Below are 24,614 nucleotides of genomic sequence, written 5' to 3'. Positions count from 1 at the left end.
GGTTGTTTTTAATATGGTTGGTTTAATTTGCCAAATTTATATGGTTAAAGATACTAAATAGTGGTTTTTTCAACCATTAAAAATTAAGAAAATAGCACTGTTAAAAAATAAATTCATAATAATCATAGGGTTAATGATTTTGGCATGGATGCTGTAACAGTAAGAGAAGATGTTTACTAATTGCATATGAAATAGGAGATAAAACCATGGGTATTTTTTCAAGAATGACGGACATTATTAATAGCAACTTAACCTCGTTGCTGGATAAAGCCGAAGACCCCAAAAAAATGATCCGAATGATGATTCAAGAGATGGAAGAAACATTGGTCGAAGTGCGCTCTAGTTCTGCTCGTGTGATTGCCGATCGTAAAACCACAGGGCGTCGTTTGGAACGTATGCGTAGCGAAGCCGCAGAGTGGGAAAGCAAAGCTATGCTGGCAATCCATAAAGGGCGTGAAGATCTAGCCCGAGCAGCACTATCAGAAAAGCAACAGATAGAAAAAGAAATAGAAGTCATAGATCAAGAGTTATCAGCTTTGGATGAACATCTTGAGCACTTGAATGAAGAAGTCGGGCAGTTACAAATTAAATTGAATGATGCCAAAGCGAAGCAAAAAGCCATGTTGTTGCGTCAATCGAGTGTAGAAAGCCGTATGCGTGTGAAGCGCCAGAATCATAAAGAAGCATTGGATGATGCTTTTGAGAAATTTGAACGCTTTGAACGTCGTGTTGATAGCTTAGAAGGCCAACTTGAATCTATGGATATCGGCATGCAACCAAAAGCAGACTTAAAATCACAAATTGACGCTTTGGCGGAAGATGACGGTATCAATGATGAGTTGGCTCGTTTGAAAGAGAAAATGACTAAGACCAACTAAGCTGAATCTGTATCCGTTGATAGGAAAAGGAATTGCACTATGAGTATGGCTGTATTTTTGTTTGTTCCCACCATCATTTTTATGTCGGTAGTAGCGCCTATTTGGTTGATATTGCATTACCGAAGTAAGAACCGTGCTGTGAAAGGGTTAGATGATGGTGATAAGCGCGAATTAGAGTCTCTATTAATGCAGGCTGATAAATTGACTGACCGCGTGCAAGCATTAGAGAAAATCTTAGATGTGGAGAGCCCAGACTGGCGAAGTCGAGATAATGATGAGTTTCGATAATCTTCGGGTAGCTGAGTGATAGAAGATTAGCCAGTTAAGAGGAGTAAAATGATGAATGATAAAATAAAAGAAAGTATCAAAGCCAAAAAGTCTCATGGGTGGAATTTGAACTTATATCGTAATAAGAAAAAAGGTTACTTGGGTGGAGTATGTGCGGGCTTAGCAGACCATTTTGATGTTGATACATGGGTTGTGAGGCTTTTCACCTTTGGTGGCTTTTTGTTCCTTGGCAGTTTTGTAGTTATTGCATACATGGCGCTTTGGTGGTTTTTGGATGTTCGCCCAAAAGGAGAAGATGGGTACGAATACGAATACGATGAACGTCAACAAAGCTATCGACCAAAGAAGATGTTCAAGTACGCTGATAGTGCAAATTCCAGATTACGTCGCGCGAAAGAAAAGTTGGATGATGTGGCGGGGCGCGTTACTGAGATGGAGCGTCATGTTACATCCAAAAAATTTGATCTAGACCGTGAATTCTCAAAAATTAGGGACTAATCTTTAGTAGATGAAAATAAGGAGGGTTGGTAAATGCAGATGAGAACGTCTTTTTTCCTTTTATTGCTGGGAAACACTTGCCTATATCTGGATGCCGTATTCGCCTTTATTTTGGCCGTGACGATGGATTGTTTACTGGTATTGTTATTGAATATTCCCATTGCCTTTATTTTATACAGCCTAGGACGTTTACTTTCAAAACGGTTTTATATTTGAAATAAAAGGTTTTATGGTTGAAAGGTGCCAATTGATTGCTTTTTTTGAATATAAAAAACCATCGAAACAGTGACTTTTATTGTTATATTTCGATGATCTTTATGGCCTCAATAGAAGCAAATACTACACCGTAAAGCGTTTAACCTGATTGGCGAGCTCATCAGAATTACTTAAGGTTTGATGAACCGAATGGCTAATACGCTTGGATATTTCCATGACATCTTTCGACATGTTAGCAAGATTCGATAGATTTTCATTTATCTCGTCAGTAACCTTGCTTTGCTCTTCGGTGGCGCTGGCGGTTTGCGCGGTAAAGTCATAGATTCGCCCTGCGGATGTTTTTACTACGGCAATAGATTCCATGGTTTTACGGGAAAGAGAAACGCTGGAACCGGCCATATCGACACTTTGTGTGATCGAACTTACCGCATTACTGACACCAGACTGTAAATCATTGATCATCTCCTGGATGTCTTCGGTAGAGGCTTGGGTTTTGCTGGCCAGTTCACGTACTTCGTCAGCAACCACCGCAAAACCTCGACCTTGCTCCCCTGCTCGTGCGGCTTCTATTGCAGCGTTCAAAGCAAGTAAATTGGTTTGCTCAGAAATACCAAGAATGACATCCAGAACGGAAGCGATCTTATCGGATCGTTCAGATAGCTGATGGATGACGCCTGCAGCACCTTGTATTTGCTCAGCAAGACCATCTAATTGAGAAATAGCATTGTCTAATTGTTTAACACCATCATCTGCAGAGCTACTTAATGCTTCCACTTCTGCCACGGTATCGGCGGCATTTTGTGCGACCTCACGAGTTGCGCCGCCCATTTCTTCTACTGCAGTCACCACAAACTCCAGTGATTGATTTTGTCGCTCACTTAAGTCTGCCGATTCTGAGGCTGATTCGCCTAAATTAAACATTTCTTGGCGAATATGCTCGCAGCCATTACGCACTTGTCCAATTAAGCTGCCTAGACGCGCGACAAAGCTGTCTAATTCTCGACTTAATACACCCGTTTCATCTGGTTTTGTGCTGTTTATACGACGTGTTAAATCGCCATCACCAGAACTAATTTGTCGAACACCAAAGGTGACTTGTTTGATTGCTTTTGAAATGTTTCGTGGGGCAAACCAAGCGAGTATGACACTCAAAAATAAGGTGAAAACTGCGAAGATGCCGACAGTCAGTTTGAATATGTCGGTGAACTTATTTATGGCTTTGTTCTCAAGCGCAGAATATTTGCTGATCAGTTCTTCTGAATGATCATATAAACGACGAAGTTTGATGAAGTTTGTTTGGTTTTTTCCAATAAAAAGTATCATTGCAGCATCAGGGTTGCTTTTCATTGATTGAATAATATCGAGGTTGTTGGCTGACCAATCTTTATAGAGGCTATCAAAGTTTGCTAACAGGCTAGATATTTCATCTATATCTTCTGTGAGCCTCCGAAATTCCTGCATGCGATCTAGTGCTTGCGTAGCATTAGATCGCGTGGTTTCTTCTAATTCGTGAGTATTTTTGGAGTTGCGTTCGAACACTAACGTGGCTAATGCGAGACGAGACTGATACAAGTCTCTGTCTGCGTTTTGAATGAGTGAAGTGCCAGAAGCATACTTGCCGATACTATTTTGTAAGTAACTGATCAATGTCTCGGTGGAGATTATAACCAGTAGAAAAGCTAACGCTAAACCGCCAAAGATTAACGTATAGCGACCTCTTATCGTCTGTAGTTTCTTCATGAGTTTATCCCTGTGTTTGAAGTCTTCAGAAAATCAATGAATGATTAACTCTTCCTTGCTATACAGCTGCCTTTTTCCAAGAAACTACAGTAATGAGACAATAGCGCTATATTAAAAATGGCACTTGAGAGGAATGTTAGCAAGTAGTGGATAGGTTGTTTTTTGAACATTTTGTAATTTTTTGCAAAGAGCTGTGTTGTTGCAAAAAATTGGTTTTTTATTCGATTTAATCAGGTGATGTGGCTGAAAATCCGTGTTCAGAGGCATTAAAAGAATGCCATCACTCATCTGTTTTGTTGCTAGCTCGGAATTAACCGAAGTTCCAGTGGATGAGGTTCTTTGTGTTTTATCTATGAGTCAAGATTCTGATGAATGATCTAAACTATCTTGTGACTGCCAATCTTACATAGATTGAAAGTCTTCCGGTATCTGATCAAGTCATTTTCGCCATTGTCAGTGGAATGACTCACCGGAAGCCACTTAGAGCGGTTGGAGGTGAGTATGAATGCTAAAGGCTTTAACATGCTATTTTACTTTTCCCCACATTAGCTCCATATTTCTTGAATGCATTGTGGTTTCAGTCCACCTTATTTTATTGTAATAATATAAATAGAGAAAACGCAATACGACTGTTGCTTTTGGTTTGCAGACTTTTACAAAGTATTTGCTAAAAAAGCGTTATCACAATCTAACTATGAGGTAATAACATGACAGATATTGATATTGGTATAAACAAAGAAAATAGATCCGAAATTTCGGAGGGCCTAAAACATCTTTTGGCCGATACCTATACTTTATATTTACAGACGCACAATTTTCATTGGAATGTGACAGGCCCTCAATTTCGTGAATTGCATTTAATGTTTGAGGAGCAATATCAAGAGTTAGCACTGGCGGTAGATGATGTCGCAGAGCGTATTCGTACTTTGGACGTAGCCGCTCCAGGAACATATAAGGCTTTTGCGGAACTGAGCTCGGTGAAAGAAGTAGATGGAGTACCAAGTTCGACTGACATGGTTAAGTACTTAACCAAGGGGCACGAACAGGTTGTAAAAACGGCACGTAAAGTATTAAAAGTAGCGCAAGAGGCCGACGATGAGTCTTCTGCTTCCCTAGTATCGGATCGTATGCGAGTTCACGAAAAAACCGCATGGATGCTAAGAGCGACTCAAGCTTAGTCGCAATTATGTGATTGAGCTGGCATCGCACAGCTCAATGGAATTGGATCATTGATTACTTCTAAAACCAGCTATCGTTATCGGTCGCTGGTTTTTTATTGAGTACATGAATGGTCTGTAATCGTATAAAATCGTTCAACATTTTTCGTTACTTCACCCCAATGAGACGCTTTCACTCTGGCTTGATGCTTCTCAAATGTCGCTTGGTTGGTGAACTCTTCATACACTTCAAAGTATTGTGGTTTTTCTGGATTTCTTGTCACTGTAAAGGTAATACAACCTGCTTCTTGCTGAGTCAGTGCTATGTGGTTTGGTAATTCTGCCAATACTGCGCCTAGATCTTCTGCTGGTACTTCAATATGACCGCTTAGGGTGACTTTTGACATGCTAAAGCCTTCTCTTTTAGTTCAGAAGATCAATAGCATACATCATAAGGGTGACGGCATTGGAATTATTTCAGGGAAGTCAAAGCCTCCATAAAACGTTATCTTAACCATTTATTTAGAAGGATAAGACATCATGACTCGAGCTATTTTTATATAGCGTATTGAAAATATATAAATGGTAGATGCACCCTACATTTATAGGATTGTGCTAAGAATGAACAATATATAATATTCATTTTTAAAAATGTTGTTAATGTGTTTTTTTTGATTTTAATGAGATGAGTTTATTAGATAGACTGGTTAAATTTGAATTTTCTAGTGTTGTTTTTAATAAGAAAATTGATTTTTTAACCTCTATTTTTCTGCCTTTTTCATTTTTTACTATTTTCCTTGATATTGAAAATAAAGATGCAATTTTATACTTTCTGGGATGCTTTTATTTTTGGAAAGATGTTTGTTAAAGAAAATAAAGAATTTAACAGATTGATTTTTAATCTTGAGGTGATCGTGAGAATTTTAGATATAAAACAACTTGAATTAGTTTATGGTGGTATTTATGAAAATGTTAGTAATGAATGTCTTGTTGCATCCGTTTTTTTAGCTGTACTCCTTTGGGAGGGCCTTGGACTGTAGCCGGTGCTGCAATTTCAGCAGTCAGTGCTTGCTCTGATGGAAGTGATTATTGTAGTCGAAATTAATTTTTTGCTTTTACCCTTCTTTAGAACACCCAGCTTAACTCTATAGATTGAGCTAGAAACTGGCCACACTGGAGTACTATCGAAACCCATGCAGAGTAAGAGCTCAGAAGAATATTATAGTAGCTAAGGCATTAAAGCAGACCGCTATTTTGATGTTGTAGAGAGAGTTAATGTGTAAAATACTCAATCATTATCGCTATAACAGTTTGTGCCACATTTTGAGAGCCCATGAAATCAAATAATCCCTTATTACTCGACAACCAATTGTGTTTTGCCTTGTACTCGACTTCGCTTGCGATGACGCAGTTCTACAAAGAACCACTTTCTGCCATAGGTCTGACGTATCCGCAATATACGGTGATGTTGATTTTATGGGAGCAAGATGGCGTCAGTTTGAAGCATATTAGTGATGCGCTTGGACAAAAATCTGGAGCGCTTACACCAGTGATAAAGCGAATGGAAGCCGATGGTTTAGTTCAGCGTTTACGGGGTGTGGACGATGATCGTAGTTTAAGTATCTCCTTGACTGAAAAAGGTAAAAAGCTGCGCGAACAAGGTCTAGAAGTAAACCGTTGTGTTGCTGAAGCGTGCGGCATTAATATGGATGACGTCGTGGCTCTACGTGAGCAATTAGTCTCCCTTAGGAAAAAACTCGTAAAATAGGGCTTGTGTAGTAATAGTTATTGCAATAACATAATATCATCAGCTCAGGTAACTGAGCTTTTATTTACCACGATAGTTATCGCAATAACTATCGTTTAAGTAACTTAATTTCTCATTTTAGGAGCAATATTATGGAAGCCGTTTACAGCGCAACAGCAACCTCTACAGGTGGCCGCGATGGTCGTTCTATTACCTCTGACAACAAATTGGATCTTGCTCTAAGCACGCCAAAAGAATTGGGTGGCGCTGGCGGTGAAGGGACTAACCCAGAGCAGCTTTTCGCAGCTGGTTATTCTGCTTGTTTCATCGGTGCATTGAAGTTGGTTGCCTCTCAACAGAAAGTTAAAGTGCCTAATGACGTTAATGTTACGGCGACTATAGGTATCGGTCCTAATACTAAAGGTGAAGGTTTCACTATTTGCGCAGATTTAGAAGTAGATGTTCCAGGCGTTGAAAAAGACGTTGTTGAGCAATTGGTTGAAGCAGCCCATAAAGTTTGCCCATATTCAAATGCAACTCGCGGCAACATTGATGTGAATTTTACGATTAAGTAATGATTTTCCATTAAATTGTTAGTCCCAATAATCCCTTTTGCGCTAGATTGCACGAGGGATTTTTTGTTGGGTGTTAACTGGTGTCTTAACCCATTACACTGGAACCTCGTAGGCTATTTAAATAGAGGTGAAACAGCATGACATATCGAAAGCTTGAACAGCATGAGATAGAGCAAGCACTTAACCAATTAAATACAGAAACGTCAGAAGACTGGGCGATAGAGGACGGAAAACTCAGTAAAGCCTTTATATTCACAGACTTTCAGCACGCATTCGGTTTTATGACTATGTGTGCGATTTATGCGGAAAAACAGGATCATCATCCTGAATGGTTTAATGTTTACAACAAGGTGAAAATCCAGCTAACAACTCACGATGTACTGGGGATTTCTCATAAAGACTTTGACCTTGCTAAGAAAATGGAAGCCCTTGCATCGTCTTTGTAACTAATATTGACACGATAATGCGAAGGCTTATTGTTTTATTATTAGTCAATTAAGTTGTCAAAATGGCGGCCATTAGCTGACTGGAGGTCGGTACTAGGCCGACTTTTATTTCGAAAGGTTTGAACACTTTATTGATGATTTCTGCTGTGTAATTGCCTTTGTCGTTTTCGATCTCGGATAAGGTTTTACGAGAGACGCCACACAGTTTTGTGTAGGCGTCTTGTCTAATCCCTAGAACGCCAACGCGTAATTCGCGCAGTGCTGCGCCTTGTGTCATTTCGTTCAACAATAGACGCTTGATGATTTGGTTAATCGCGATCAATTGCTCTTCTTTTGACATTGGCTCCAAGCTTTTTGATGCACGCTGACGAGGAGTATTTGATAATTCTGCTACTTTCGACTCAATTACAATAGGGCTTTCAGGAGTACTTTTACTTGAGTCGTTAAGGTCAATTTCTACTGCTTTTTGAGTGTTGTCTATTTTTGGCGCCTGAGGCTCAGTAGTCGAAATTTCCAATACTTCTGTAGGTGCTATCATTTCCGGCTGAGAAACTTTTTTCTCTTTAGTGTGTTTTTTATTTTCCTGCTTGGCCTGCTTCTTTTTTTTCAACTCACTTTTTTTTGATTTTGCTTTATGTTTTTTTAGAGGTTGTGCGCTGTCTAATTGTCCTTTCATCTTCATTTTGTCGTCTCCGTAGGCCTTAAAAAAGTGAAATTGAGTACCGCGAATAAAATGAGAGTACAGGGTTAATATGACAGATAAGTAACAATATAAGACAGCAGAAATTTTTTTAAATAAACAGAGTACCTAGTTGTGTTCTAGGTACTCTGTTGTGGTTCGTAATTACTATGTTAACGGTACAGAAGGGTGGGTAACCACATTGAAATAGCCGGAATGAAGGTTAATAACAGTAGTACCGAAACGAGAGGAATTAAGAATGGTGCAGTAGCCATTACGCATCGCTCAAAGGGAGTTTCAGACACTTTTGCAAGAACGTATAGCACCATTCCTACTGGTGGAGTGAGCAATCCGAGCATTAAATTTAGAATCAAAATAATACCAAAATGGACTGGGTCGATGCCTATTTGTACTGCTACTGGCAAAAGTACGGGGACTAAAATAGTGATGGCTGCAATCGTCTCCATGAAACAACCAATTATTAATACCATGACGGTGATAATGAGCAGTATCATGACTTTATTTTCGGTGAAAGTAAGCAGCTGCTCTGCAAAAAAAGTGGCGAATTGGTTCGCGGTCAGAATCCACGCAAAAATCGTTGATGTTGCGACTATCATTAAGATTGAAGCGGTTGTTTCAATGGTTTCTTGCGACACTCGAATAAGGCTTTTAAAGGAAAGTGTGCGATAAACATACATTCCTAGGAACATGGAGTAAGCAACAGCCGCGACAGCTGCTTCAGTTGGTGTAAATATTCCGGTTGCTATCCCTCCTACGATAATCACAGGTGTCATTAGTGGAAGGCATGCACGTTTAAAAGTAGCCCATAATATACGGACACTAAAATGGTCATCTTTCGGATAGTTACGTATTTTTGCGAACCAAGACACCATAATCATCAGTGCAAAAGCCATCAGTAAACCAGGCACAAGACCAGCAGCAAAGAGCTGGCCAATTGAGGTATCTGCCATCACACCGTATATCACTAAAGGTAGAGATGGGGGAATAATCGGACCGATAGTGGAAGAGGCCGCCGTAATACCAACGGAAAAATCCGTATCGTACCCTGCGTCTTTCATTGCCTTAATTTCTACGTTCCCAAGGCCTCCGGCATCCGCTACCGCTGCGCCAGACATGCCGGCAAAGATAACGCTGGCACCTACGTTTACATGACCTAATCCGCCGGGCATCCACCCAACGAGAGATCGGGCAAAGGCAAAAATACGATTGGTAATTCCCCCCGTATTCATTAAGTGTCCTGCCAGTATAAAGAAAGGAATGGCGATTAATGTGAAGCTATTAACACCATTTACCATGTTATGCAGTACCACAATGCTGGGCATACCTTCCATTATGATGAAAATTAAAGAAGCAACACCGAGTGACACAGCAACAGGTACGCCAATGACTAACAGCGCAAATAAAATAAGAAACATGAAAAGAATAGACATAAAAATCCTTAGTCTTCAATCAGGTACGATCTGATCATTAATATGACTAACCAATTCATCACTGCTTTGTCTACAGTGTTTTATCAGCCACAGTAAAGAGTGACAGGCCATCAAAATGAAGCAAACGCCAATAGTCCAATAGATATACGATTTTGGTACTGGTATTGAAACGAGTGTTTGATGTAGGCGCATTGCCACTTGAAAAGACAAATGTGCACAATACGCATAAAAAATCACACACGTAACATCAGCAAACATTACTAGACCTTTTGTTAGTCCTGCTGGTAAGTAGCGATATATGAACTCTAAAAATATATGGCTACCTTTTCTAACGGCTGTAATTGACCCAATAAAGCCGACCATAATAAGTAAGTAGCGAGCAATCTCTTCTGTCCAGCCGGGCGAATCATTTAACACATAACGAGTGAAAAATTGCCAAAATACAACGATGATCAACATCCAGAAAAAGAGCATCACCGGTAAATCGGCTAGGTTAAATTTGAATGAATCCTCGACCTGATTTTCATCAATCAGATCGAGGGGAAGCGAGCTTTCTTTAGCTCGCTTTTGTGTCTGTTGATTATCCATCAAGCAGCCCCTCTATGTATTTATAGCGCTTCCAATTCAGCTAATTGTTCAGCAGTGAATCCATTATCTTGGGAGTTAAGCAAAGGCTGAATCGCATCGACAAATGGTTGCTTATTCACTTCCTGTACTATGACTCCCTGGTCTTTGAACCAGCTGACAAGATTTTGTTCTGACTCATTAATTGCCTCAGAAGCTTTACTCGCAGCTTGCTTGGTAATAGAGACAATTGTTTTGTAGTCATCGCTACTGACTTTGTTCTTTGTGTAACTCGAGATCATAGTGAAAACAGAGTTAGTCATGTGTCCGGTTAGATTTATATATTTTTGGACTTCATAAAACTTTTTAAATTTGATTGTTGGTAATGGGTTTTCCTGGCCATCAACAACGCCCATTTGAAGAGCTAGGTATACTTCCGAAAATGGGATTGGTGTTGGGTTTGCCCCAACGGCTTGTGGAAACATCAAATAGAGGGGAGCATTCGGTACTCGAATTTTCATTCCTTCCATATCTTGAGGTTTAGTGATTGGGAAATTAGATGTGACATGACGCGAACCATAGTAAGTAAAACCTGCTACATCGTGACCTGTTTGTTTCTCATATTCGGATGTAATATTTTTATATAAGCTGCTGTCACGATAATGCTTCCAGTGGTCAAAATCGCGTATTGCAAATGGGAAAGAGGATATACGCATAGGAGGGTAGGTCTGACCTGCAAAAATGTCGCCAGTATAAATAATATCAACTGCCCCAAAATCTAATGCTTCACTAAGCTCGGCTTCTTTACCTAGAGATGAAGCAGGGTAGGCGTTAATTTTTACTCTTCCTTCCGTCTGTTTTTCTATTTCATCGGCAGCCCATAAGAGTGCTTCATGATAAGCTGATCCGGTTTCATAGACGTGTGCCCATTTTAGAGTGGTTGCCGCATTGGCTGAGCCAGCAAAACCAAAGCCAACAGCAATGGTTGAAGCCGCGACAAGGAAAGTACGGCGAGTTAATTTATTTAAAAAAGTGGCAGGACTAGTTGCGTTTATTTTACTAGTGATTTTCATCATGATTTTACCTATTTTATTTTTATAAAAAATCAAAGTGTTTACCTAGGAGTAGACAATTAATACTTCCCAAGTCGTTTTGTGGCTACTGCGTAAACAGAAACCAAGTATTAAATTTCGTTATAAAGAGACACCTCGCTTCCATGGAATAAAGTCATCTTGGCCAAGCCGCTTTGCTTTTGTTGCATAAGTGCCGGACACGGTTTCAAGACACAACTCAAATAAGTCATTGCTTAATACGTCTAAGGTATTCTCACCCGTTACGATTGAACCAGCATCAAAATCAATAATATCTGGCATACGCTCAGCGATGGTTGAGTTGCTAGAAATTTTGAGCACAGGAACAATAGGGTTACCTGTTGGGGTGCCAAGCCCTGTTGAAAATAAAATAAGGTTTGCTCCCGATGCGGCTAATGCCGTCGTAGATTCGACATCATTTCCAGGGGTACACAGCAAATTTAACCCCGCTTGAGTCACGACTTCGGTGTAATCAAGTACATCCGAAACTGGCGCGGCTCCACCTTTCAATGCCGCCCCAGCGGATTTCATTGCATCGGTTATTAAGCCATCACGAATATTTCCCGGAGAGGGGTTCATATCAAAAGAGGCGCCAGCCGCCAGAGCATGAGCTTCATAAGCTTTCATTAATCCAGAAAAGCGGCTTTTCAATTCAGGGCGGGTACAACGATCTAGCATATTCTGTTCTACGCCACATAACTCAGGAAACTCGCCTAATATCGATGCGCCACCCAGTGCTACCGCTTTGTCAACGACACGGCCAATGAGAGGGTTGGCAGATAAACCAGAAAAACCATCAGAGCCACCGCATTCAACGCCGATTTTTAATGCTGACAGAGGCACAGCTTCGCGCTGATAGGTGTTTGCTTTCGTTAATCCCTTGAAGGTTTCTTTTATCGCCGCGTCCATCATGGAGCGCTCTTCTCCATAAGCCTGCTGTTCGAACCATAAAACGGGAGTCTTGGTATTTGGCTCAAGCTTTGCTAATTCTTCTTTTAATAATGACATTTGTGCATTTTGACAACCTAAGCTGAATACGGTTGCACCTGCTACATTTGGGTGATGAATATAGCCAGCTAATAACTTACATAACGCCAGAGCATCCTCTCTTGTCCCACCGCAGCCTGCGGAATGAGTTAAAAACTTAACGCCATCAACGTTAGGAAATACAAGCGATTTTGGCATGGATATACTATTAGCCAAGGAGTTTAAGCCTCCATTTGAGCCTGCTTGATAGTTGTTTACTAGAGTTCTCGCAAGGTCGATATAATGGGTTTCATTACTGTAACCAAGCGCATCTTGCAGTGCGGTTTTCATTTGCTCTACATTACGGTTTTGGCAAAACACTAAGGGGACTACAAGCCAGTAATTTGCGGTTCCTACTTGACCGTTTTCGCGCCGGATTCCTTGGAAACTTGCCCCTTGCCATTTGGACACATCCGGCTTTTTCCATTCATAAGCTTGACTATCTTCGCCATAGGTTTGACTACTATGGCGGGTGTTATCTGTTGTGATGGCTGTCCCTCGCGTAATGGCATTAATGGCTTTACCGACCGTGATGCCATACTGAATGAGGGTGTCTCCTTCAGCAAAATCAAGCGTAGCAAATTTGTGCTTGGCTTTAATATTTTCTTTTATAGGGTAATAAATGCCATCTAACTCGATGGTTTCACCCATTTGTAAGTTGTCGAGAGCCACAATCAAATTATCATCAGGGTGTATTTTTAATACTCGGCGCTTCATAAAAACGTCTCCTCAACGGATTGATGAAATCCATTGGCTGATAAACATGCTGCTAATTTAGGAAAGCTTTTAGCAGGTAAAACGTCTAAGCCTTTCTGATAAATAGGCAAAATACGGCGTTCAACTTTTGCTTGATGATTCTGGGCGATGTCGCTCAATTTGTGTTGTAAGAATGGGTTCAAAAAACGCTCTCTAACGCTTTCCACATAAGACTCAACGTCTTCTGACAAGTTCGCTGCCAACAAAATAGGGATGACTTCTTCTGCTAAAATGGATTCTAATGCCGCGCGTAAATCTTTATGTTCCATTGCTTCTCGAACCGTCATTACCTCTTTCAGAGAGTGACCGTTAAGTTCGCCTAATGTCCATAAATCGACTAAATATGTATGAGACAGATTTAGTACACCAAGCTTTAGAAACTCGATGTCTTTTAGACTATCCACTAACTTGATGGAAGTATGCTGGCAAGGCAGTGTCAGGTTTTCCTGTTTTTCAATTGCCCATAATGCGTAGGGTTCTGCCACCGCACCAATGGGTTCAATGGCATCTGAAACAATACGATCCACTAAGGAGTTGGCCCAACAGCAGGACTCTTGCAACCAAGCTACAAACTGCTCTGATAGTTGCCATTTTTTGGCTAACCCAATAACCAATTCTTTTAATACATCGCCGTTATCCACAACCAACTCACAAGGCATGATAACCAGCCCTTGTTGGTTAAAATCAAAGCGTGCTTTTAGTAAGACCAAAAGCTTTGCAGGAAAGCTTTTGGGTGCCACATTTGAGTTGAGTAAATCTGCGTGATCGTCAGCATTTAGCTGAAATCCTTGGTCGGCAGTATTAGACACCACATGCGAAACGCGTTGGCAAAACAACGTTTTGATGGTTTGCCAATCCTCATCCGCTTGCAGTGCCACTTCAATGGCCTTAATTTTATGGACGCAGTCAATCACATCGCCATTTTGAATGCCTTGTACTTTTACCGGGTAAGTCGAATGCGAGTTAAACGCCGCCATACGGTGTTTACCTGCTGGGCTACTAGACGATTGCACAATGGCAATTTTGCTTGATGACAGACCTTGAGCAACGGACTCACCGACAAAAAAATCAACGTGAGCCTGCAGAAAGCGGCTGGTACCAAACTGCATTATTAAATTTTGGTTCAGCAAATCCTTCTGCATGGCTTATACCTCAACCAAAGCTTTAATAACGCCTGTTTCACTCTTACTCCATAGCGGTAGTAAGGTAGGTAAATCCACTAAAGAGCCACGGTGAGTAATCATAGAAGAAACAACCGCACGTCCTTCGCGTAGGCACTTTATAACGTGTTCGAAATCTTCTTTGGTTGCGTTACGGCTGCCCATTAACGTCATTTCACGTTTATGGAATTCAGGGTCTGAAAATTGAATATCGGCTTTAACAACACTGACTAGAACCAAGGTACCACCATGAGAGACCCAGCCGAAACAAGACTGCATAGCCTTAGGATTTCCTGTTGCATCAAATACAGTCATTGGAAATTCATTATTTGTTAACGCTGCCAGCTCTTCTGTTGCCTTGTCCCCAGCCAATACCGTAGCGTCGACCTTTAACGAGTTTTTACAATAATCTAAACGGTCTTGATTCATGTCCATCATAATGACACGAGCACCGCGCTCTTTAGCAAACTGCGCAACGCCCATACCAATAGGACCCGCACCAACAACCAAGACATCTGTATTCGCTTCCAATCGAGAGCGACGAACGGCATGGGCGCCAATCGCTAAGCACTCAACAACCGCCATGTGATCTAATGGCATGTCATTAGTTTCAACAACATAATCGACAGGAACTTGTAAGTATTCGGTCATTCCACCATCAATATGCACACCAATGACTTGAATGTCTGTACAACAGTTGGGTTTGTTATTTCGACAAGCTATGCATTTTCCGCATGCCATGTAAGGCACAACATACACATTTTTTCCTATAGCAAGGTCAACACCATCACCAACAGAATCAACAGTGCCAGACAGTTCATGACCTAATACTCGCGGGTATTCGAAATAAGGTTGCTGTCCGCCAAAGGCATGAATATCCGTACCGCAGATACCTATGTGCTTAATTTTAATAATAACGTGTCCAGGTTTATCAACGGGACGCGCAACGTTTTGAATTTCAATAACACCAGGCTGAGTACAGATTGCAGATTTCATAATTATCGACTTTCCAATAAAGAGAATTTTAAAAATTGACAAAAATACAAGCGATGCTTGGGCCTAAAAAAAGCGCATTAACGAGATAGGAGTGACAGTGGCTGAACCAAGTGAATTGGCAGAAAGTGTCAAAAGGAAAGATGGTTTTTTTGCAGAGTTCATAAGGTTACCTAACATGCTTTATTTTTATATTTCGCCCAGAATAAAAATTTCAAATACAAAGTTCAACTGTTTTTTATTTATAAAATACAGCAAATAAAAATCACTATTCGCTATTTGGGTGGTATTATGTGTTTTTTAGCTTATAAAAGACTTAATCTCTGTGGGTTGAAAAAATGAAAATATTTTGGATAAAGACTATCATTAGGGTAGTTATGAAGAAGAAAAAAGGTTGGAATGCTTGTGAGTCGTAAAAATTTTGTATTTCAAAAACTAGTTAATACATTGTTAGAACACATCATCAAAAACTACAAAGTAGACGATAGCTTACCGTCTGATGTTGTCTTAGCGAACCAATTTAGTGTGAGTCGGACAACGGTTCGTAAAGCCGTTGAGTACCTAGAAGAGCTCGACATTCTTGTTAAGTCTGGTGCAACTAAAACACTAATAGCTATGCCTAATTCGGAGCATTTTTTTGATGTTAGTAAGCAAAGCAAACCAAAAGAAAAGTTGGTCGAAGAGTATTTTCTAACCTTGATCCAGCATGGCAAGCTTAAGCCAGGAGACAAATTCTCAGAGCTTGAGTTAGCTCGTCAATCAGATACAAGTACCGTTGCGGTGAGAGAGTTTTTAATTCGTTTTTCTCGCTTTGGTTTGATTGAGAAAAACCCTCGCTCACAGTGGAAAATGAAAAAGTTTGATGAAGCTTTTGTCGATCAGCTTTATGAAATTCGCCATCTTTTTGAGATGCATTCCTTATCTAACTTTATTCAATTGCCCGAAGATAGTGAATACTGGCAACAACTTAATGATCTTTTTATTGAACATAAGAATTTGTCTCTCAAGATGGAGACTTGCTATGATGATTTCCCAAGATTAGATCAAAAATTGCATGGGCTACTTCAACGAGCTCACCCAAATCAGTTCGTGAATGAATTTTACGACATCATCAGTTTTGTTTTTCATTATCACTACCAATGGGATAGAAGTGCGGAGCGCGAACGTAATACGCTTGCTGTACAAGAGCACCTAGATTTTATCGGTAAAATGCTAATGAAAGACTACCGCGGGGCAGCCGTTGCTCTTGAAAGACACTTAAACACTGCCAAACAATCTTTGAAAGACACGGCGATGCTATAAGTTGTAAATACGCATGGCGTTGTTACCAAATACAGACTCTTTAGAGATATTGTTGTGGGTCAAATATAGATTCACAGTATCGACCCATTTTGTATAAGACGATGCTAAAAGACTGACTGGCCAGTCGCTTCCCCAGAGGACTCTTTGCTCCCCGAAGACGTCAAAAATGGTATCGATATAAGGAAACAAATCCTTCGCTTGCCAATCACTATTGGCTTCTGTAACGAGGCCAGAAAGTTTACAGCTGACGTTTGGTAAGTCTTGAAATTCTTTGAGATCTAAGCGCCACTGGTGTAATTCATTCTCTCTAATATTGGGTTTCGCTCCGTGATTGATCACAACCTTTAGGTTAGGGTGTTGGTCTACTAGCCGTTTCAAATTTTTTAAATGTTGAGGTTTAACGAGAGCATCGAACACAAGCTGACACTGACTTAGGCTACTTAATGTTCTAGCGACAGCGGGACTTAGCATCCAGTTTACATTTTCAATGTCTTGGATCATGGGGCGAATCCCCACTAATTTTGGGTGTTTTGAACATTCAGTTATGCGTTTCGAGGCATTTTTATCATCGAAATTAACCCAGCCAACGACGCCTTTTATGCATTCGTATTGCTCGCTAAGTTTTAACAAAAACCATGTTTCTGCTTCTGTGGGAGCGGCTTGTACCAGTACAGTGCCATCAATATTGTGCTTGTTTAGCAAGGGAAGTAAGTCTTCTGGCTCAAAGTCTTTATACAGTTCAGTCAGCTCTGGCGTTAACCAAGCATAATCGTTTCGCTCTAGCCGCCAAAAGTGTTGATGAGCATCAATTTGCATGATTTATAACTCCTTTTTTGACTATGATGTTTGCGTATGGGCGAATATCAGACGTTTGAATGATCACAAAGGCTTTTTTAGCTCGCTCGTAAAATTCGAAACGCTCAAGTCCTTTTGGCGAAGAGAGAAAGGGGGTTTTTTGCTGAATGATTTGAGTGAAATCCTCCACCGTCGGTGGAATGGTTTCAGGGTGGTCGACTATTTCCATCGTGATAAAAGGATTTTCCACAAAGGTATCGATGGGCAAGAGCGTTAATATGGCTGATAAGGCTTCAGAGCTGTCTACGCCAGCGAGTCTGATGCATTCTTGACCATGACTAGTGGCCGGAAAATTTGCATCGGTGATGAGTAATTCATCACCGTGTCCCATCGCTCTCATCGCATAAAGCAGTTCTGGTGTAATGATATTGGGTACGTGGTAAAGCATGTTATTCCTCTTTGTTTTTATTATGGAAAGATGACTTTAAAAACTGGAACTTCTTATACTTGGCTAATTATATTTTGAAATATTCAGCGTGAGATTCTTCCAGTGGTAGGATTCTGGGTATCAATTGTCCAATGTGATACTTCATTGCTTCTCTTGCTGCGTCTACATCTTGATTTTTGATTGCCGCAAGAATGGCTTGGTGTTCTTTTACGGCTTCGCCCGGCCTTCCTTCTTCAGGTAAAACCAACATGCGTGCTCTAACTAAATGCAGTGAAACGCTTTCAAGTACCTGCGAAACACCATTAAAACCAGTGAAGTTCATTAGTAACGTATGGAACTCTTCATCGGCTTGGTAAAACCCTACAAAGTCTTTGTCTTCTACCAATAACGCTTGCATTCGTACATTTCGTGTTAATGCCGCCAATTGTTCATCACTGCGCTCGAGCGTTACTTTTTCGACGGCGGCGATTTCTAATGCTTGCCGTAAAAAACTTGCCTCACGTATTTCATCCATAGAAAAACACGACACTTTGGTTGCCGATTGTGGAATGACATCCACCAAACCTTCTGCAGAGAGACGCGCTAACGCTTCTGCAACCGGAGAGCGTGAAACGCCCAGCTGTTCACATATTGCGCCTTTTCGAATCACGGTTCCGGGCGGGTATTGCATAGAGAGGATGGCTTCTCGTAATGATTGATAGACCCGCTGAGACAGTGAGCCGCTCAAGTTTTGAATTTTATTAAGCGATGACTCTGTCATAGAAAATATTTCCTTAATACTAACATGTTAGTTGACGGTTGAAATTGTTGGTGCTAGTTTGAATATACAACAACAATAATTAAATGTGAATTTAGAACAGGGGATTGCCCATGATCATTGGGTCAAAACAAACCATTCGTTTACACACTAACGATAACGTCGTTATCGCCTTAAGCGATCTTGCTCAAGGCAGTCAATTAAACGAATTTGACGTTACGCTACTTAGCTATGTCCCAAGAGGTCATAAGGTCGCTGTTAAGAATATAGCGCAAGGCGATAATGTTATTCGCTATGGCCAAATCATTGGACAAGCGACACAAGCTATAGCGCTCGGAGAACATGTACACGTTCAAAACATGGGCATGGGCGAGCATCTTCAAGACTATGCATTTTCTCAAAGCAGCCATTCATTACCTCCCATTTTAACACCTCGTACTTTTAACGGTTATCACCGTGAAAATGGCAGAGTCGGTACTCGTAACTATCTTGGTATTTTAACTTCGGTTAATTGTGCTGGTTCTGTTGCGCGTTTTATCGAAGAGGCGGCTACTAAAACTGATTTCCTAAAAGATTATCCGAATATAGACGGCATTGTGCCGATTGTTCATAGCACTGGCTGTGGCATGTCGGGTCAAGGCGAAGGCTATCAAACTCTTCACCGTACGCTGACGGGTTATGCCAATAATCCAAATTTCGGTGGCATTTTGTTGGTCGGTCTTGGCTGTGAAGTACTGCAAGTGTCTAGCCTTGTGGACAGCCAAGAACCGAGCGCTGCCTTTCGTTATATGACGATTCAGTCTGAAGGTGGCACGCGAAAAACAATCGAAAAAGGCTTACAGGAACTGCACTTATTAGCGCAAGCAGCAAATAAAGCAACACGAGAACCCGCACCTGTCTCCGAAATTATGGTCGGTATGCAATGTGGTGGCTCCGATGGCTATTCAGGCATTACCGCCAATCCAGCCTTAGGTTACGCCTCCGATTTATTAGTGCGCCACGGAGGCACCACCATTCTTTCCGAAACCTCTGAAGTGTATGGCGCCGAGCATTTATTGACACGCCGAGCCGTGACTAAAGACGTTGGGCAAAAACTGATTGAGCGCATCCTTTGGTGGGAAGATTACTGTGCTCGTAATGGCGGAGAAATGGACAATAACCCAAGCCCCGGCAATAAAAATGGTGGTTTAACTACCATTCTTGAAAAGTCCTTAGGAGCCGTGGCGAAAAGCGGCAGCGCGCCATTAACCGATGTTTATCTGTTTGGTGAATCAATCGATAAAAAAGGTTTCGTGTTTATGGATAGCCCTGGTTTCGACCCTTGCTCGGTCACCGGTCAGGTCGCATCGGGGGCGAATATGATTATTTTTACGACAGGACGAGGTTCAGTTTCTGGTTATAAGCCTACGCCTTGTATCAAGTTGGCGACGAACACTGAGATGTATCGCCGGCTCCAAGAAGATATGGATCTAAATTGTGGCGATATCGTCACCAGTGGTGTGTCTATAGAAGAGAAAGGTCAGGAGTTATTCGAACTGATTATTCGAATTGCTTCTGGAGAAGAAACAAAAAGTGAAGCGCTTGGGTTTGGTGGGGCAGAGTTTGTGCCTTGGCAAATTGGCGCTGTGATGTAGCTATTATCATCTAGTTAAATGGAGAAACGATTGTGAGACTTAAAGGCAAAACAATATTAATAACAGCCGCTGGTCAAGGTATGGGGCGTGCAAGTGCTGAAGCCTGTATGCGTGAAGGCGCTCATGTTATTGCGACTGATATCAATGAAAGTGCGCTACAAACTTTAAAAAAAGATTGTCCAAGTATCCAGACGCACCTATTGGATGTGATGGACGCTAAAGCCATTAAATCATTTGCTGAACAGATGCCGAACCTTGATGGTTTGTTTAACTGTGCTGGTTTTGTTCATCATGGCAGTGTATTAGACATCAGTGACGAAGACTGGGAGTTTAGCGTGAATTTGAACGTCACATCTATGATGCGTATGTGTCGGGCTTTTTTGCCGGGGATGATGGAACAAGCCAAAATCACAGGCTCTTCTTCTGTAGTGAATATGGCTTCTATGGCGTCATCTATTAAAGGTTTCCCAATGCGCACCGCGTATGGTGCAACTAAAGCCGCTGTTATCGGTTTATCAAAAGGTATTGCTGCAGATTTTGTGACGCAAGGTATACGTTGTAATTCGATTTGTCCGGGAACGGTTAATACGCCTTCTCTACAAGGCCGAATTTCTTCTGCTGCGGACCCTGTTCAAGCACAGAAAGATTTTATTGCTCGTCAGCCGATGGGGCGTCTTGCTGAGGTAGCGGATATTACCCCTCTCATTGTGTATTTATTGTCTGATGAAAGTGTATATGTGACGGGGCAGTCGTTACTCGTCGATGGTGGTGTGACTATTTAACTGGGTTACTTAGAGGAAAACTCTAATCAACCTAGTGTTTGTTACGGAGTGAGAATGATGCCGTTATTGGTTGAAATGATCGGAATTGAGAAACGATTCCCCGGCGTATATTCCCTTAGAGGTGTGGACTTTAATCTTGAAAAAGGTGAAGTGCATGCCCTAATGGGAGAGAACGGTGCTGGTAAATCTACTTTGATGAAAATACTGTCGGGCGTTTATCAAAAAGACGGCGGCACAGTAAAAGTCAGTGACCAGCTCACTGACTTTGATGGTCCTAAAGCGGCGCAGAAGGCAGGAGTGGGCATTATTCATCAGGAACTGAGTTTGATGAATGATCTGACCGTGGCACAGAATGTTTTTATTGGTCGAGAGCCTCGTTCATCTTGGGGGGTGATTGATGAAAAACGCTTAAATAGCCAAGCCAGTGACATCTTTAAAAAGATGAACTTTGATATTGAACCGATGACAGAAATTGGCAGCCTAACGGTTGCCAAGCAGCAGATGGTCGAAATTGCCAAAGCGTTGTCATTTCAATCTCGTGTTCTCATTATGGATGAGCCGACGGCAGCCTTAAATGATGCCGAAATTGCAGAGCTGTTTGTCATAATTCGACGTCTTAAATCAGAAGGTGTCGGCATTATCTACATCAGTCACAAAATGGATGAAATCAAGCAAATTGCAGACCGAGTAACAGTGTTACGTGATGGTGAATACATAGGTACGGTAGAAGCGAAAGAAACGCCACTTTCTAAGATCATTTCCATGATGGTTGGGCGAGAAGTGAAAGACGAGGCCGTGTATATCCCTGATTTATCCACACAACCTGAACTGCTGGCGGTGAAAGGGCTGAATCGAGGTAAAGAGATTAAAGATGTGAACTTTTCTCTTAAGAAAGGGGAGATTTTAGGTTTCGCTGGCTTGATGGGAGCAGGAAGAACGGAAGTCGCTCGGGCTATTTTTGGCGCTGACCCAATTGATTCTGGCGAGGTTTGGGTGAATGGCAAACTGTGCCAGATTGAGTCTCCAAGTGATGCGGTCGCGGCTGGTATTGGTTATTTGTCGGAAGACCGAAAGCATTTTGGTTTGGCCCTAGGCATGGATGTCAGAGCCAATATTGCTATGGCGACTTTAAACCGTTTTACGCGTTCTTTAGGCGCATTAAACGAAGCTGAAATGAGCAGCATTGCGAATGGCTATATTAAGCAGCTAGGAATAAGAACGCCTTCAGATACTCAAGAAGTTGGCTTTTTATCTGGCGGTAATCAGCAGAAAGTGGTCATTGCCAAATGGCTATTAAAAGACTGCGATATTTTGATATTTGATGAGCCGACGCGTGGCATTGATGTGGGGGCCAAGTCAGAGATTTATAAACTACTTGAGTCTCTAGCGAAGCAAGGCAAAGCCATTATTGTCATTTCTTCGGAGCTACCGGAAGTTATGCGTTTAAGTCATCGAATTGCCGTTATGTGTCAAGGAAAGCTCACAGGAATATTACCCGGCGGAAAAGAAACAACACAAGAACAAATCATGGCATTAGCCACTCAGTAAAGGCTAGCAGGAGAAAAAAATAATGATAACCGAAAGCCAAAAAACGCCACCAAGTTTAGTTAGCAAATTGATAAAAATGACGGCGCATCAACGAGTGCTCGCGTTTGCGAGTTTAATCGTGTTGTTGATTGTATTTTCTATCGCCTCCCCAAATTTTATGCAGACGTCTAATATGCTAGCCATTCTGCAGGCTACCTCTGTTAATGGCGTTCTAGCCGTTGCAGCAACCCTAGTTATTATTTCCGGCGGCATTGATTTGTCGGTAGGGACTCTGATGACATTCACTGCGGTGATTGCTGGGGTTTTGTTGACCAATATGAATTTACCGCTGCCAATTGGTGTGCTGGGTGCGATTTTAGCAGGGGCATTCTGTGGGTTTTGTTCTGGATCTTTTGTCGCCAAGATGAAGATACCTCCTTTCATCGCAACGTTAGGCATGATGCTGATTTTAAAAGGTTTATCTCTAGTTGTAAGTGGTGCTCGTCCGATTTACTTCAATAATACAGAAGGCTTTGATGAGATCTCGCGGGGCTCTTTGATTGGCGAAGTACTGCCTTTTCTGCCTATTCCAAATGGCGTATTGATTCTCTTCATTGTTGCAGGTGTAGCGAGTTATGTATTGAGCAAAACTATTTTGGGACGTTACTGTTTCGGAATTGGCTCAAATGAAGAGGCCGTGCGTTTGTCTGGTGTGAACACTGATCGTTGGAAAATTGCTATTTACGCCGTCGCTGGTGGCATTTGTGGCATTGCCGGTATCTTGATTTCTTCTCGTTTGAACTCAGCTCAACCTGCGCTTGGTCTTGGTTATGAATTAGAAGCTATCGCCGCAGTGGTGATCGGCGGTACGTCTCTATCAGGTGGGCGCGGCACGATTATTGGTACGTTAATCGGTGCCTTAATTATGGCGGTATTAACGAACGGATTACGAGTTCTGTCGGTTGCACAAGAATGGCAGACCGTCGTAACAGGCATCATTATTATTTTGGCTGTTTATGCCGACATGATGCGCCGTCAAAAATCAAAATAATGCAAAGTAACCATTGTTAGAAAAACCGGTGGCATATCGCCACCACAAGAAAGTGAACCTCGAAAATAACAACATTAACGGAGGAACGGACATGTTGTCACGTCGCAAACTAGTAGGTCTTATCAGTGCTGTCACTATTATGGCAACGTCATCTCTTGTGAAAGCAGATGATCAGCTATACATCCCATTAATCTCAAAAGGTTTTCAGCATCAGTTTTGGCAAGCTGTGAAGCAAGGCGCTGATCAAGCTGCAGAAGAATTTAACGTTCGAGTTACATTTGAAGGACCGGATACAGAAGCGCAAGTGGATCGACAGATCGACATGTTAGCGGCTGCCTTAGCGAATAAACCTGATGCTATTGGTTTTGCCGCTCTAGACAGCCAAGCGGCCATTCCGTTGCTACGCAAAGCGCAAAAAGCCGGTATCCCTGTTGTAGCGTTTGATAGTGGTGTTGAAAGTGATATTCCAGTTACAACGGCAACGACTGATAACTTAGCCGCGTCGGCTCTTGCCGCAGATAAAATGGCTGAGTTAATAGGTAATAAAGGCCAAGTTGCAGTTGTGGCACACAGTCAAACCGGTACGACAGGTATTGATCGCCGTGATGGTTTTCTAAAACGCATGAAAGATGCTCACCCTAATATTGATGTGGTAACGGTTCAATACGGCGATGGCGATCAATTGAAATCGACAGAAGTTGCCCGCGCAATTTTGACTTCTTATCCGAATTTAGTCGGCATGTTTGGGACTAATGAGGGATCAGCCGTCGGCGTCGTAAATGCCGCTCGTGAATCTAAAGCAACAGACTTGGTTATTATCGGGTTTGACTCTGGCACGGCTCAGATGAATGCGATTCGCAGTGGGTTGATGGCGGGGGCTATTACACAGAACCCAATCGGAATTGGTTATGAAACGGTGAAAGCAGCGGTTCAAACAATCAAAGGTGAAACCGTGCCAAAAGTAATCGACACCGGTTTCTACTATTACACAGCTAAGAACATTGACGATCCAAAAATCGCCGCTGTTCTATATAAATAACAACCCTAAGCTAT

General features: G+C 41.7%; 25 protein-coding genes. 13 read left to right on the top strand and 12 right to left on the bottom strand.

The window, feature by feature from the left end; all coding sequences use genetic code 11:
• The first annotated feature begins 206 nt into the window (after positions 1-206).
• Genes pspA through pspC form a run of 3 tightly spaced genes read left to right on the top strand, consistent with a single transcriptional unit; the run spans position 207 to position 1,664 of the window.
• Positions 207-878: a phage shock protein PspA gene (gene pspA / locus DFP80_RS07025; protein WP_113916096.1), complete on the top strand. Its 672-nt coding sequence runs from the start codon at positions 207-209 to the stop codon at positions 876-878.
• Between the two features lie 39 nt (positions 879-917).
• The gene (gene pspB / locus DFP80_RS07020) at positions 918-1,166 is read left to right on the top strand and encodes an envelope stress response membrane protein PspB (RefSeq protein ID WP_113916095.1); all 249 of its coding nucleotides are present in this window, start codon (positions 918-920) and stop codon (positions 1,164-1,166) included.
• A gap of 51 nt (positions 1,167-1,217) precedes the next feature.
• Entirely contained in the window at positions 1,218-1,664 is a 447-nt protein-coding gene (gene pspC, locus DFP80_RS07015) for an envelope stress response membrane protein PspC (RefSeq protein WP_258546976.1), read from the top strand.
• Positions 1,665-2,003: 339 nt separating this feature from the next.
• On the opposite strand, the gene DFP80_RS07005 is transcribed toward pspC, so the two are convergent.
• Complete coding sequence (locus tag DFP80_RS07005; RefSeq protein WP_113916092.1) at positions 2,004-3,620, bottom strand: methyl-accepting chemotaxis protein; 1,617 nt, start codon at positions 3,618-3,620, stop codon at positions 2,004-2,006.
• Between the two features lie 707 nt (positions 3,621-4,327).
• On the opposite strand from DFP80_RS07005, the gene DFP80_RS07000 reads away from it, so the two are divergent.
• On the top strand, positions 4,328-4,798 hold the full coding sequence (locus DFP80_RS07000) for a Dps family protein (RefSeq protein ID WP_113916091.1): 471 nt from the start codon (positions 4,328-4,330) through the stop codon (positions 4,796-4,798).
• Positions 4,799-4,893: 95 nt separating this feature from the next.
• Here the strand turns inward: DFP80_RS07000 and DFP80_RS06995 are convergent, their stop codons facing one another.
• Positions 4,894-5,184, bottom strand: coding sequence for a putative quinol monooxygenase (locus tag DFP80_RS06995; RefSeq protein WP_113916090.1), 291 nt, complete (start codon positions 5,182-5,184; stop codon positions 4,894-4,896).
• A gap of 926 nt (positions 5,185-6,110) precedes the next feature.
• Between DFP80_RS06995 and DFP80_RS06990 the strand changes: the two genes are divergently transcribed.
• The 3 genes from DFP80_RS06990 (at position 6,111) to DFP80_RS06980 (ending at position 7,545) form a co-directional block, all read left to right on the top strand.
• A complete protein-coding gene (locus tag DFP80_RS06990) occupies positions 6,111-6,545 on the top strand; it encodes a MarR family winged helix-turn-helix transcriptional regulator (protein ID WP_113916089.1) in 435 nt (144 codons plus the stop codon).
• Positions 6,546-6,676: 131 nt separating this feature from the next.
• A complete protein-coding gene (locus DFP80_RS06985) occupies positions 6,677-7,099 on the top strand; it encodes an organic hydroperoxide resistance protein (RefSeq protein ID WP_113916088.1) in 423 nt (140 codons plus the stop codon).
• Positions 7,100-7,236: 137 nt separating this feature from the next.
• A complete protein-coding gene (locus tag DFP80_RS06980; RefSeq protein ID WP_113916087.1) occupies positions 7,237-7,545 on the top strand; it encodes a 4a-hydroxytetrahydrobiopterin dehydratase in 309 nt (102 codons plus the stop codon).
• A 49-nt stretch (positions 7,546-7,594) separates the two neighbouring features.
• On the opposite strand, the gene DFP80_RS06975 is transcribed toward DFP80_RS06980, so the two are convergent.
• From DFP80_RS06975 to DFP80_RS06945, 7 genes are all read right to left on the bottom strand, one after another.
• Positions 7,595-8,227 (bottom strand): helix-turn-helix transcriptional regulator, encoded by a 633-nt coding sequence (locus DFP80_RS06975; RefSeq protein WP_113916086.1) that lies wholly within the window; start codon positions 8,225-8,227, stop codon positions 7,595-7,597.
• A 170-nt stretch (positions 8,228-8,397) separates the two neighbouring features.
• A complete protein-coding gene (locus DFP80_RS06970) occupies positions 8,398-9,675 on the bottom strand; it encodes a TRAP transporter large permease (protein WP_113916085.1) in 1,278 nt (425 codons plus the stop codon).
• A gap of 15 nt (positions 9,676-9,690) precedes the next feature.
• The gene (locus tag DFP80_RS06965; RefSeq protein WP_113916084.1) at positions 9,691-10,263 is read right to left on the bottom strand and encodes a TRAP transporter small permease; all 573 of its coding nucleotides are present in this window, start codon (positions 10,261-10,263) and stop codon (positions 9,691-9,693) included.
• A 20-nt stretch (positions 10,264-10,283) separates the two neighbouring features.
• The gene (locus DFP80_RS06960; protein WP_206610631.1) at positions 10,284-11,348 is read right to left on the bottom strand and encodes a sialic acid TRAP transporter substrate-binding protein SiaP; all 1,065 of its coding nucleotides are present in this window, start codon (positions 11,346-11,348) and stop codon (positions 10,284-10,286) included.
• Positions 11,349-11,432: 84 nt separating this feature from the next.
• Positions 11,433-13,073, bottom strand: a complete 1,641-nt coding sequence (locus tag DFP80_RS06955) for a UxaA family hydrolase (RefSeq protein WP_113916083.1) — start codon at positions 13,071-13,073, stop codon at positions 11,433-11,435.
• The gene (locus tag DFP80_RS06950; RefSeq protein ID WP_113916082.1) at positions 13,070-14,254 is read right to left on the bottom strand and encodes a mannitol dehydrogenase family protein; all 1,185 of its coding nucleotides are present in this window, start codon (positions 14,252-14,254) and stop codon (positions 13,070-13,072) included. The genes DFP80_RS06955 and DFP80_RS06950 overlap by 4 nt, the downstream gene beginning before the upstream one ends.
• 3 nt (positions 14,255-14,257) lie before the next feature.
• On the bottom strand, positions 14,258-15,268 hold the full coding sequence (locus DFP80_RS06945) for a zinc-binding alcohol dehydrogenase family protein (protein ID WP_113916081.1): 1,011 nt from the start codon (positions 15,266-15,268) through the stop codon (positions 14,258-14,260).
• A gap of 402 nt (positions 15,269-15,670) precedes the next feature.
• On the opposite strand from DFP80_RS06945, the gene DFP80_RS06940 reads away from it, so the two are divergent.
• The gene (locus DFP80_RS06940; RefSeq protein ID WP_158601385.1) at positions 15,671-16,567 is read left to right on the top strand and encodes a GntR family transcriptional regulator; all 897 of its coding nucleotides are present in this window, start codon (positions 15,671-15,673) and stop codon (positions 16,565-16,567) included.
• On the opposite strand, the gene DFP80_RS06935 is transcribed toward DFP80_RS06940, so the two are convergent.
• The 3 genes from DFP80_RS06935 to DFP80_RS06925 form a co-directional block, all read right to left on the bottom strand.
• A complete protein-coding gene (locus tag DFP80_RS06935) occupies positions 16,562-17,383 on the bottom strand; it encodes an amidohydrolase family protein (RefSeq protein ID WP_113916079.1) in 822 nt (273 codons plus the stop codon). The genes DFP80_RS06940 and DFP80_RS06935 overlap by 6 nt on opposite strands.
• On the bottom strand, positions 17,373-17,810 hold the full coding sequence (locus DFP80_RS06930) for an RbsD/FucU family protein (RefSeq protein WP_113916078.1): 438 nt from the start codon (positions 17,808-17,810) through the stop codon (positions 17,373-17,375). Before DFP80_RS06930 ends, DFP80_RS06935 begins: the two co-directional genes overlap by 11 nt.
• A 67-nt stretch (positions 17,811-17,877) precedes the next feature.
• Entirely contained in the window at positions 17,878-18,570 is a 693-nt protein-coding gene (locus DFP80_RS06925) for a GntR family transcriptional regulator (RefSeq protein ID WP_113916077.1), read from the bottom strand.
• A 110-nt stretch (positions 18,571-18,680) separates the two neighbouring features.
• Between DFP80_RS06925 and DFP80_RS06920 the strand changes: the two genes are divergently transcribed.
• From DFP80_RS06920 to DFP80_RS06900, 5 genes are all read left to right on the top strand, one after another.
• Positions 18,681-20,201, top strand: a complete 1,521-nt coding sequence (locus tag DFP80_RS06920; protein WP_113916076.1) for a UxaA family hydrolase — start codon at positions 18,681-18,683, stop codon at positions 20,199-20,201.
• Between the two features lie 32 nt (positions 20,202-20,233).
• Positions 20,234-20,983, top strand: coding sequence for an SDR family oxidoreductase (locus DFP80_RS06915; protein WP_113916075.1), 750 nt, complete (start codon positions 20,234-20,236; stop codon positions 20,981-20,983).
• A 54-nt stretch (positions 20,984-21,037) separates the two neighbouring features.
• Positions 21,038-22,531, top strand: coding sequence for a sugar ABC transporter ATP-binding protein (locus tag DFP80_RS06910; RefSeq protein ID WP_241560324.1), 1,494 nt, complete (start codon positions 21,038-21,040; stop codon positions 22,529-22,531).
• 22 nt (positions 22,532-22,553) lie between these two features.
• Positions 22,554-23,561, top strand: a complete 1,008-nt coding sequence (locus tag DFP80_RS06905; protein WP_175020648.1) for an ABC transporter permease — start codon at positions 22,554-22,556, stop codon at positions 23,559-23,561.
• A 91-nt stretch (positions 23,562-23,652) separates the two neighbouring features.
• Positions 23,653-24,600 carry an ABC transporter substrate-binding protein gene (locus tag DFP80_RS06900; RefSeq protein ID WP_113916074.1) on the top strand — a complete coding sequence of 316 codons (948 nt, stop codon included), beginning with the start codon at positions 23,653-23,655 and terminating at the stop codon, positions 24,598-24,600.
• The last annotated feature ends 14 nt before the right edge of the window (positions 24,601-24,614 follow it).

It is taken from the genome of Marinomonas rhizomae, from assembly GCF_003315485.1.
Lineage (GTDB): Bacteria > Pseudomonadota > Gammaproteobacteria > Pseudomonadales > Marinomonadaceae > Marinomonas > Marinomonas rhizomae.
Note: the sequence above shows the minus strand (reverse complement) of the source record. Positions and strands in the feature narration are given on the sequence as shown.

Bases quoted from the DNA above. Each gene is read 5' to 3' on its own strand.
- DFP80_RS06950 (WP_113916082.1), bottom strand. From the start codon at position 14,254: ATGCAGAAGGATTTGCTGAACCAAAATTTAATAATGCAGTTTGGTACC.
- pspC (WP_258546976.1), top strand. From the start codon at position 1,218: ATGAATGATAAAATAAAAGAAAGTATCAAAGCCAAAAAGTCTCATGGG.
- DFP80_RS06920 (WP_113916076.1), top strand. From the start codon at position 18,681: ATGATCATTGGGTCAAAACAAACCATTCGTTTACACACTAACGATAAC.
- pspA (WP_113916096.1), top strand. From the start codon at position 207: ATGGGTATTTTTTCAAGAATGACGGACATTATTAATAGCAACTTAACC.
- DFP80_RS06990 (WP_113916089.1), top strand. From the start codon at position 6,111: ATGAAATCAAATAATCCCTTATTACTCGACAACCAATTGTGTTTTGCC.
- DFP80_RS07005 (WP_113916092.1), bottom strand. From the start codon at position 3,620: ATGAAGAAACTACAGACGATAAGAGGTCGCTATACGTTAATCTTTGGC.
- DFP80_RS06965 (WP_113916084.1), bottom strand. From the start codon at position 10,263: ATGGATAATCAACAGACACAAAAGCGAGCTAAAGAAAGCTCGCTTCCC.
- DFP80_RS06980 (WP_113916087.1), top strand. From the start codon at position 7,237: ATGACATATCGAAAGCTTGAACAGCATGAGATAGAGCAAGCACTTAAC.
- DFP80_RS06910 (WP_241560324.1), top strand. From the start codon at position 21,038: ATGATGCCGTTATTGGTTGAAATGATCGGAATTGAGAAACGATTCCCC.
- DFP80_RS06985 (WP_113916088.1), top strand. From the start codon at position 6,677: ATGGAAGCCGTTTACAGCGCAACAGCAACCTCTACAGGTGGCCGCGAT.
- pspB (WP_113916095.1), top strand. From the start codon at position 918: ATGAGTATGGCTGTATTTTTGTTTGTTCCCACCATCATTTTTATGTCG.
- DFP80_RS06945 (WP_113916081.1), bottom strand. From the start codon at position 15,268: ATGAAATCTGCAATCTGTACTCAGCCTGGTGTTATTGAAATTCAAAAC.
- DFP80_RS06935 (WP_113916079.1), bottom strand. From the start codon at position 17,383: ATGCAAATTGATGCTCATCAACACTTTTGGCGGCTAGAGCGAAACGAT.
- DFP80_RS06925 (WP_113916077.1), bottom strand. From the start codon at position 18,570: ATGACAGAGTCATCGCTTAATAAAATTCAAAACTTGAGCGGCTCACTG.
- DFP80_RS07000 (WP_113916091.1), top strand. From the start codon at position 4,328: ATGACAGATATTGATATTGGTATAAACAAAGAAAATAGATCCGAAATT.
- DFP80_RS06995 (WP_113916090.1), bottom strand. From the start codon at position 5,184: ATGTCAAAAGTCACCCTAAGCGGTCATATTGAAGTACCAGCAGAAGAT.
- DFP80_RS06900 (WP_113916074.1), top strand. From the start codon at position 23,653: ATGTTGTCACGTCGCAAACTAGTAGGTCTTATCAGTGCTGTCACTATT.
- DFP80_RS06955 (WP_113916083.1), bottom strand. From the start codon at position 13,073: ATGAAGCGCCGAGTATTAAAAATACACCCTGATGATAATTTGATTGTG.
- DFP80_RS06970 (WP_113916085.1), bottom strand. From the start codon at position 9,675: ATGTCTATTCTTTTCATGTTTCTTATTTTATTTGCGCTGTTAGTCATT.
- DFP80_RS06975 (WP_113916086.1), bottom strand. From the start codon at position 8,227: ATGAAGATGAAAGGACAATTAGACAGCGCACAACCTCTAAAAAAACAT.
- DFP80_RS06905 (WP_175020648.1), top strand. From the start codon at position 22,554: ATGATAACCGAAAGCCAAAAAACGCCACCAAGTTTAGTTAGCAAATTG.
- DFP80_RS06930 (WP_113916078.1), bottom strand. From the start codon at position 17,810: ATGCTTTACCACGTACCCAATATCATTACACCAGAACTGCTTTATGCG.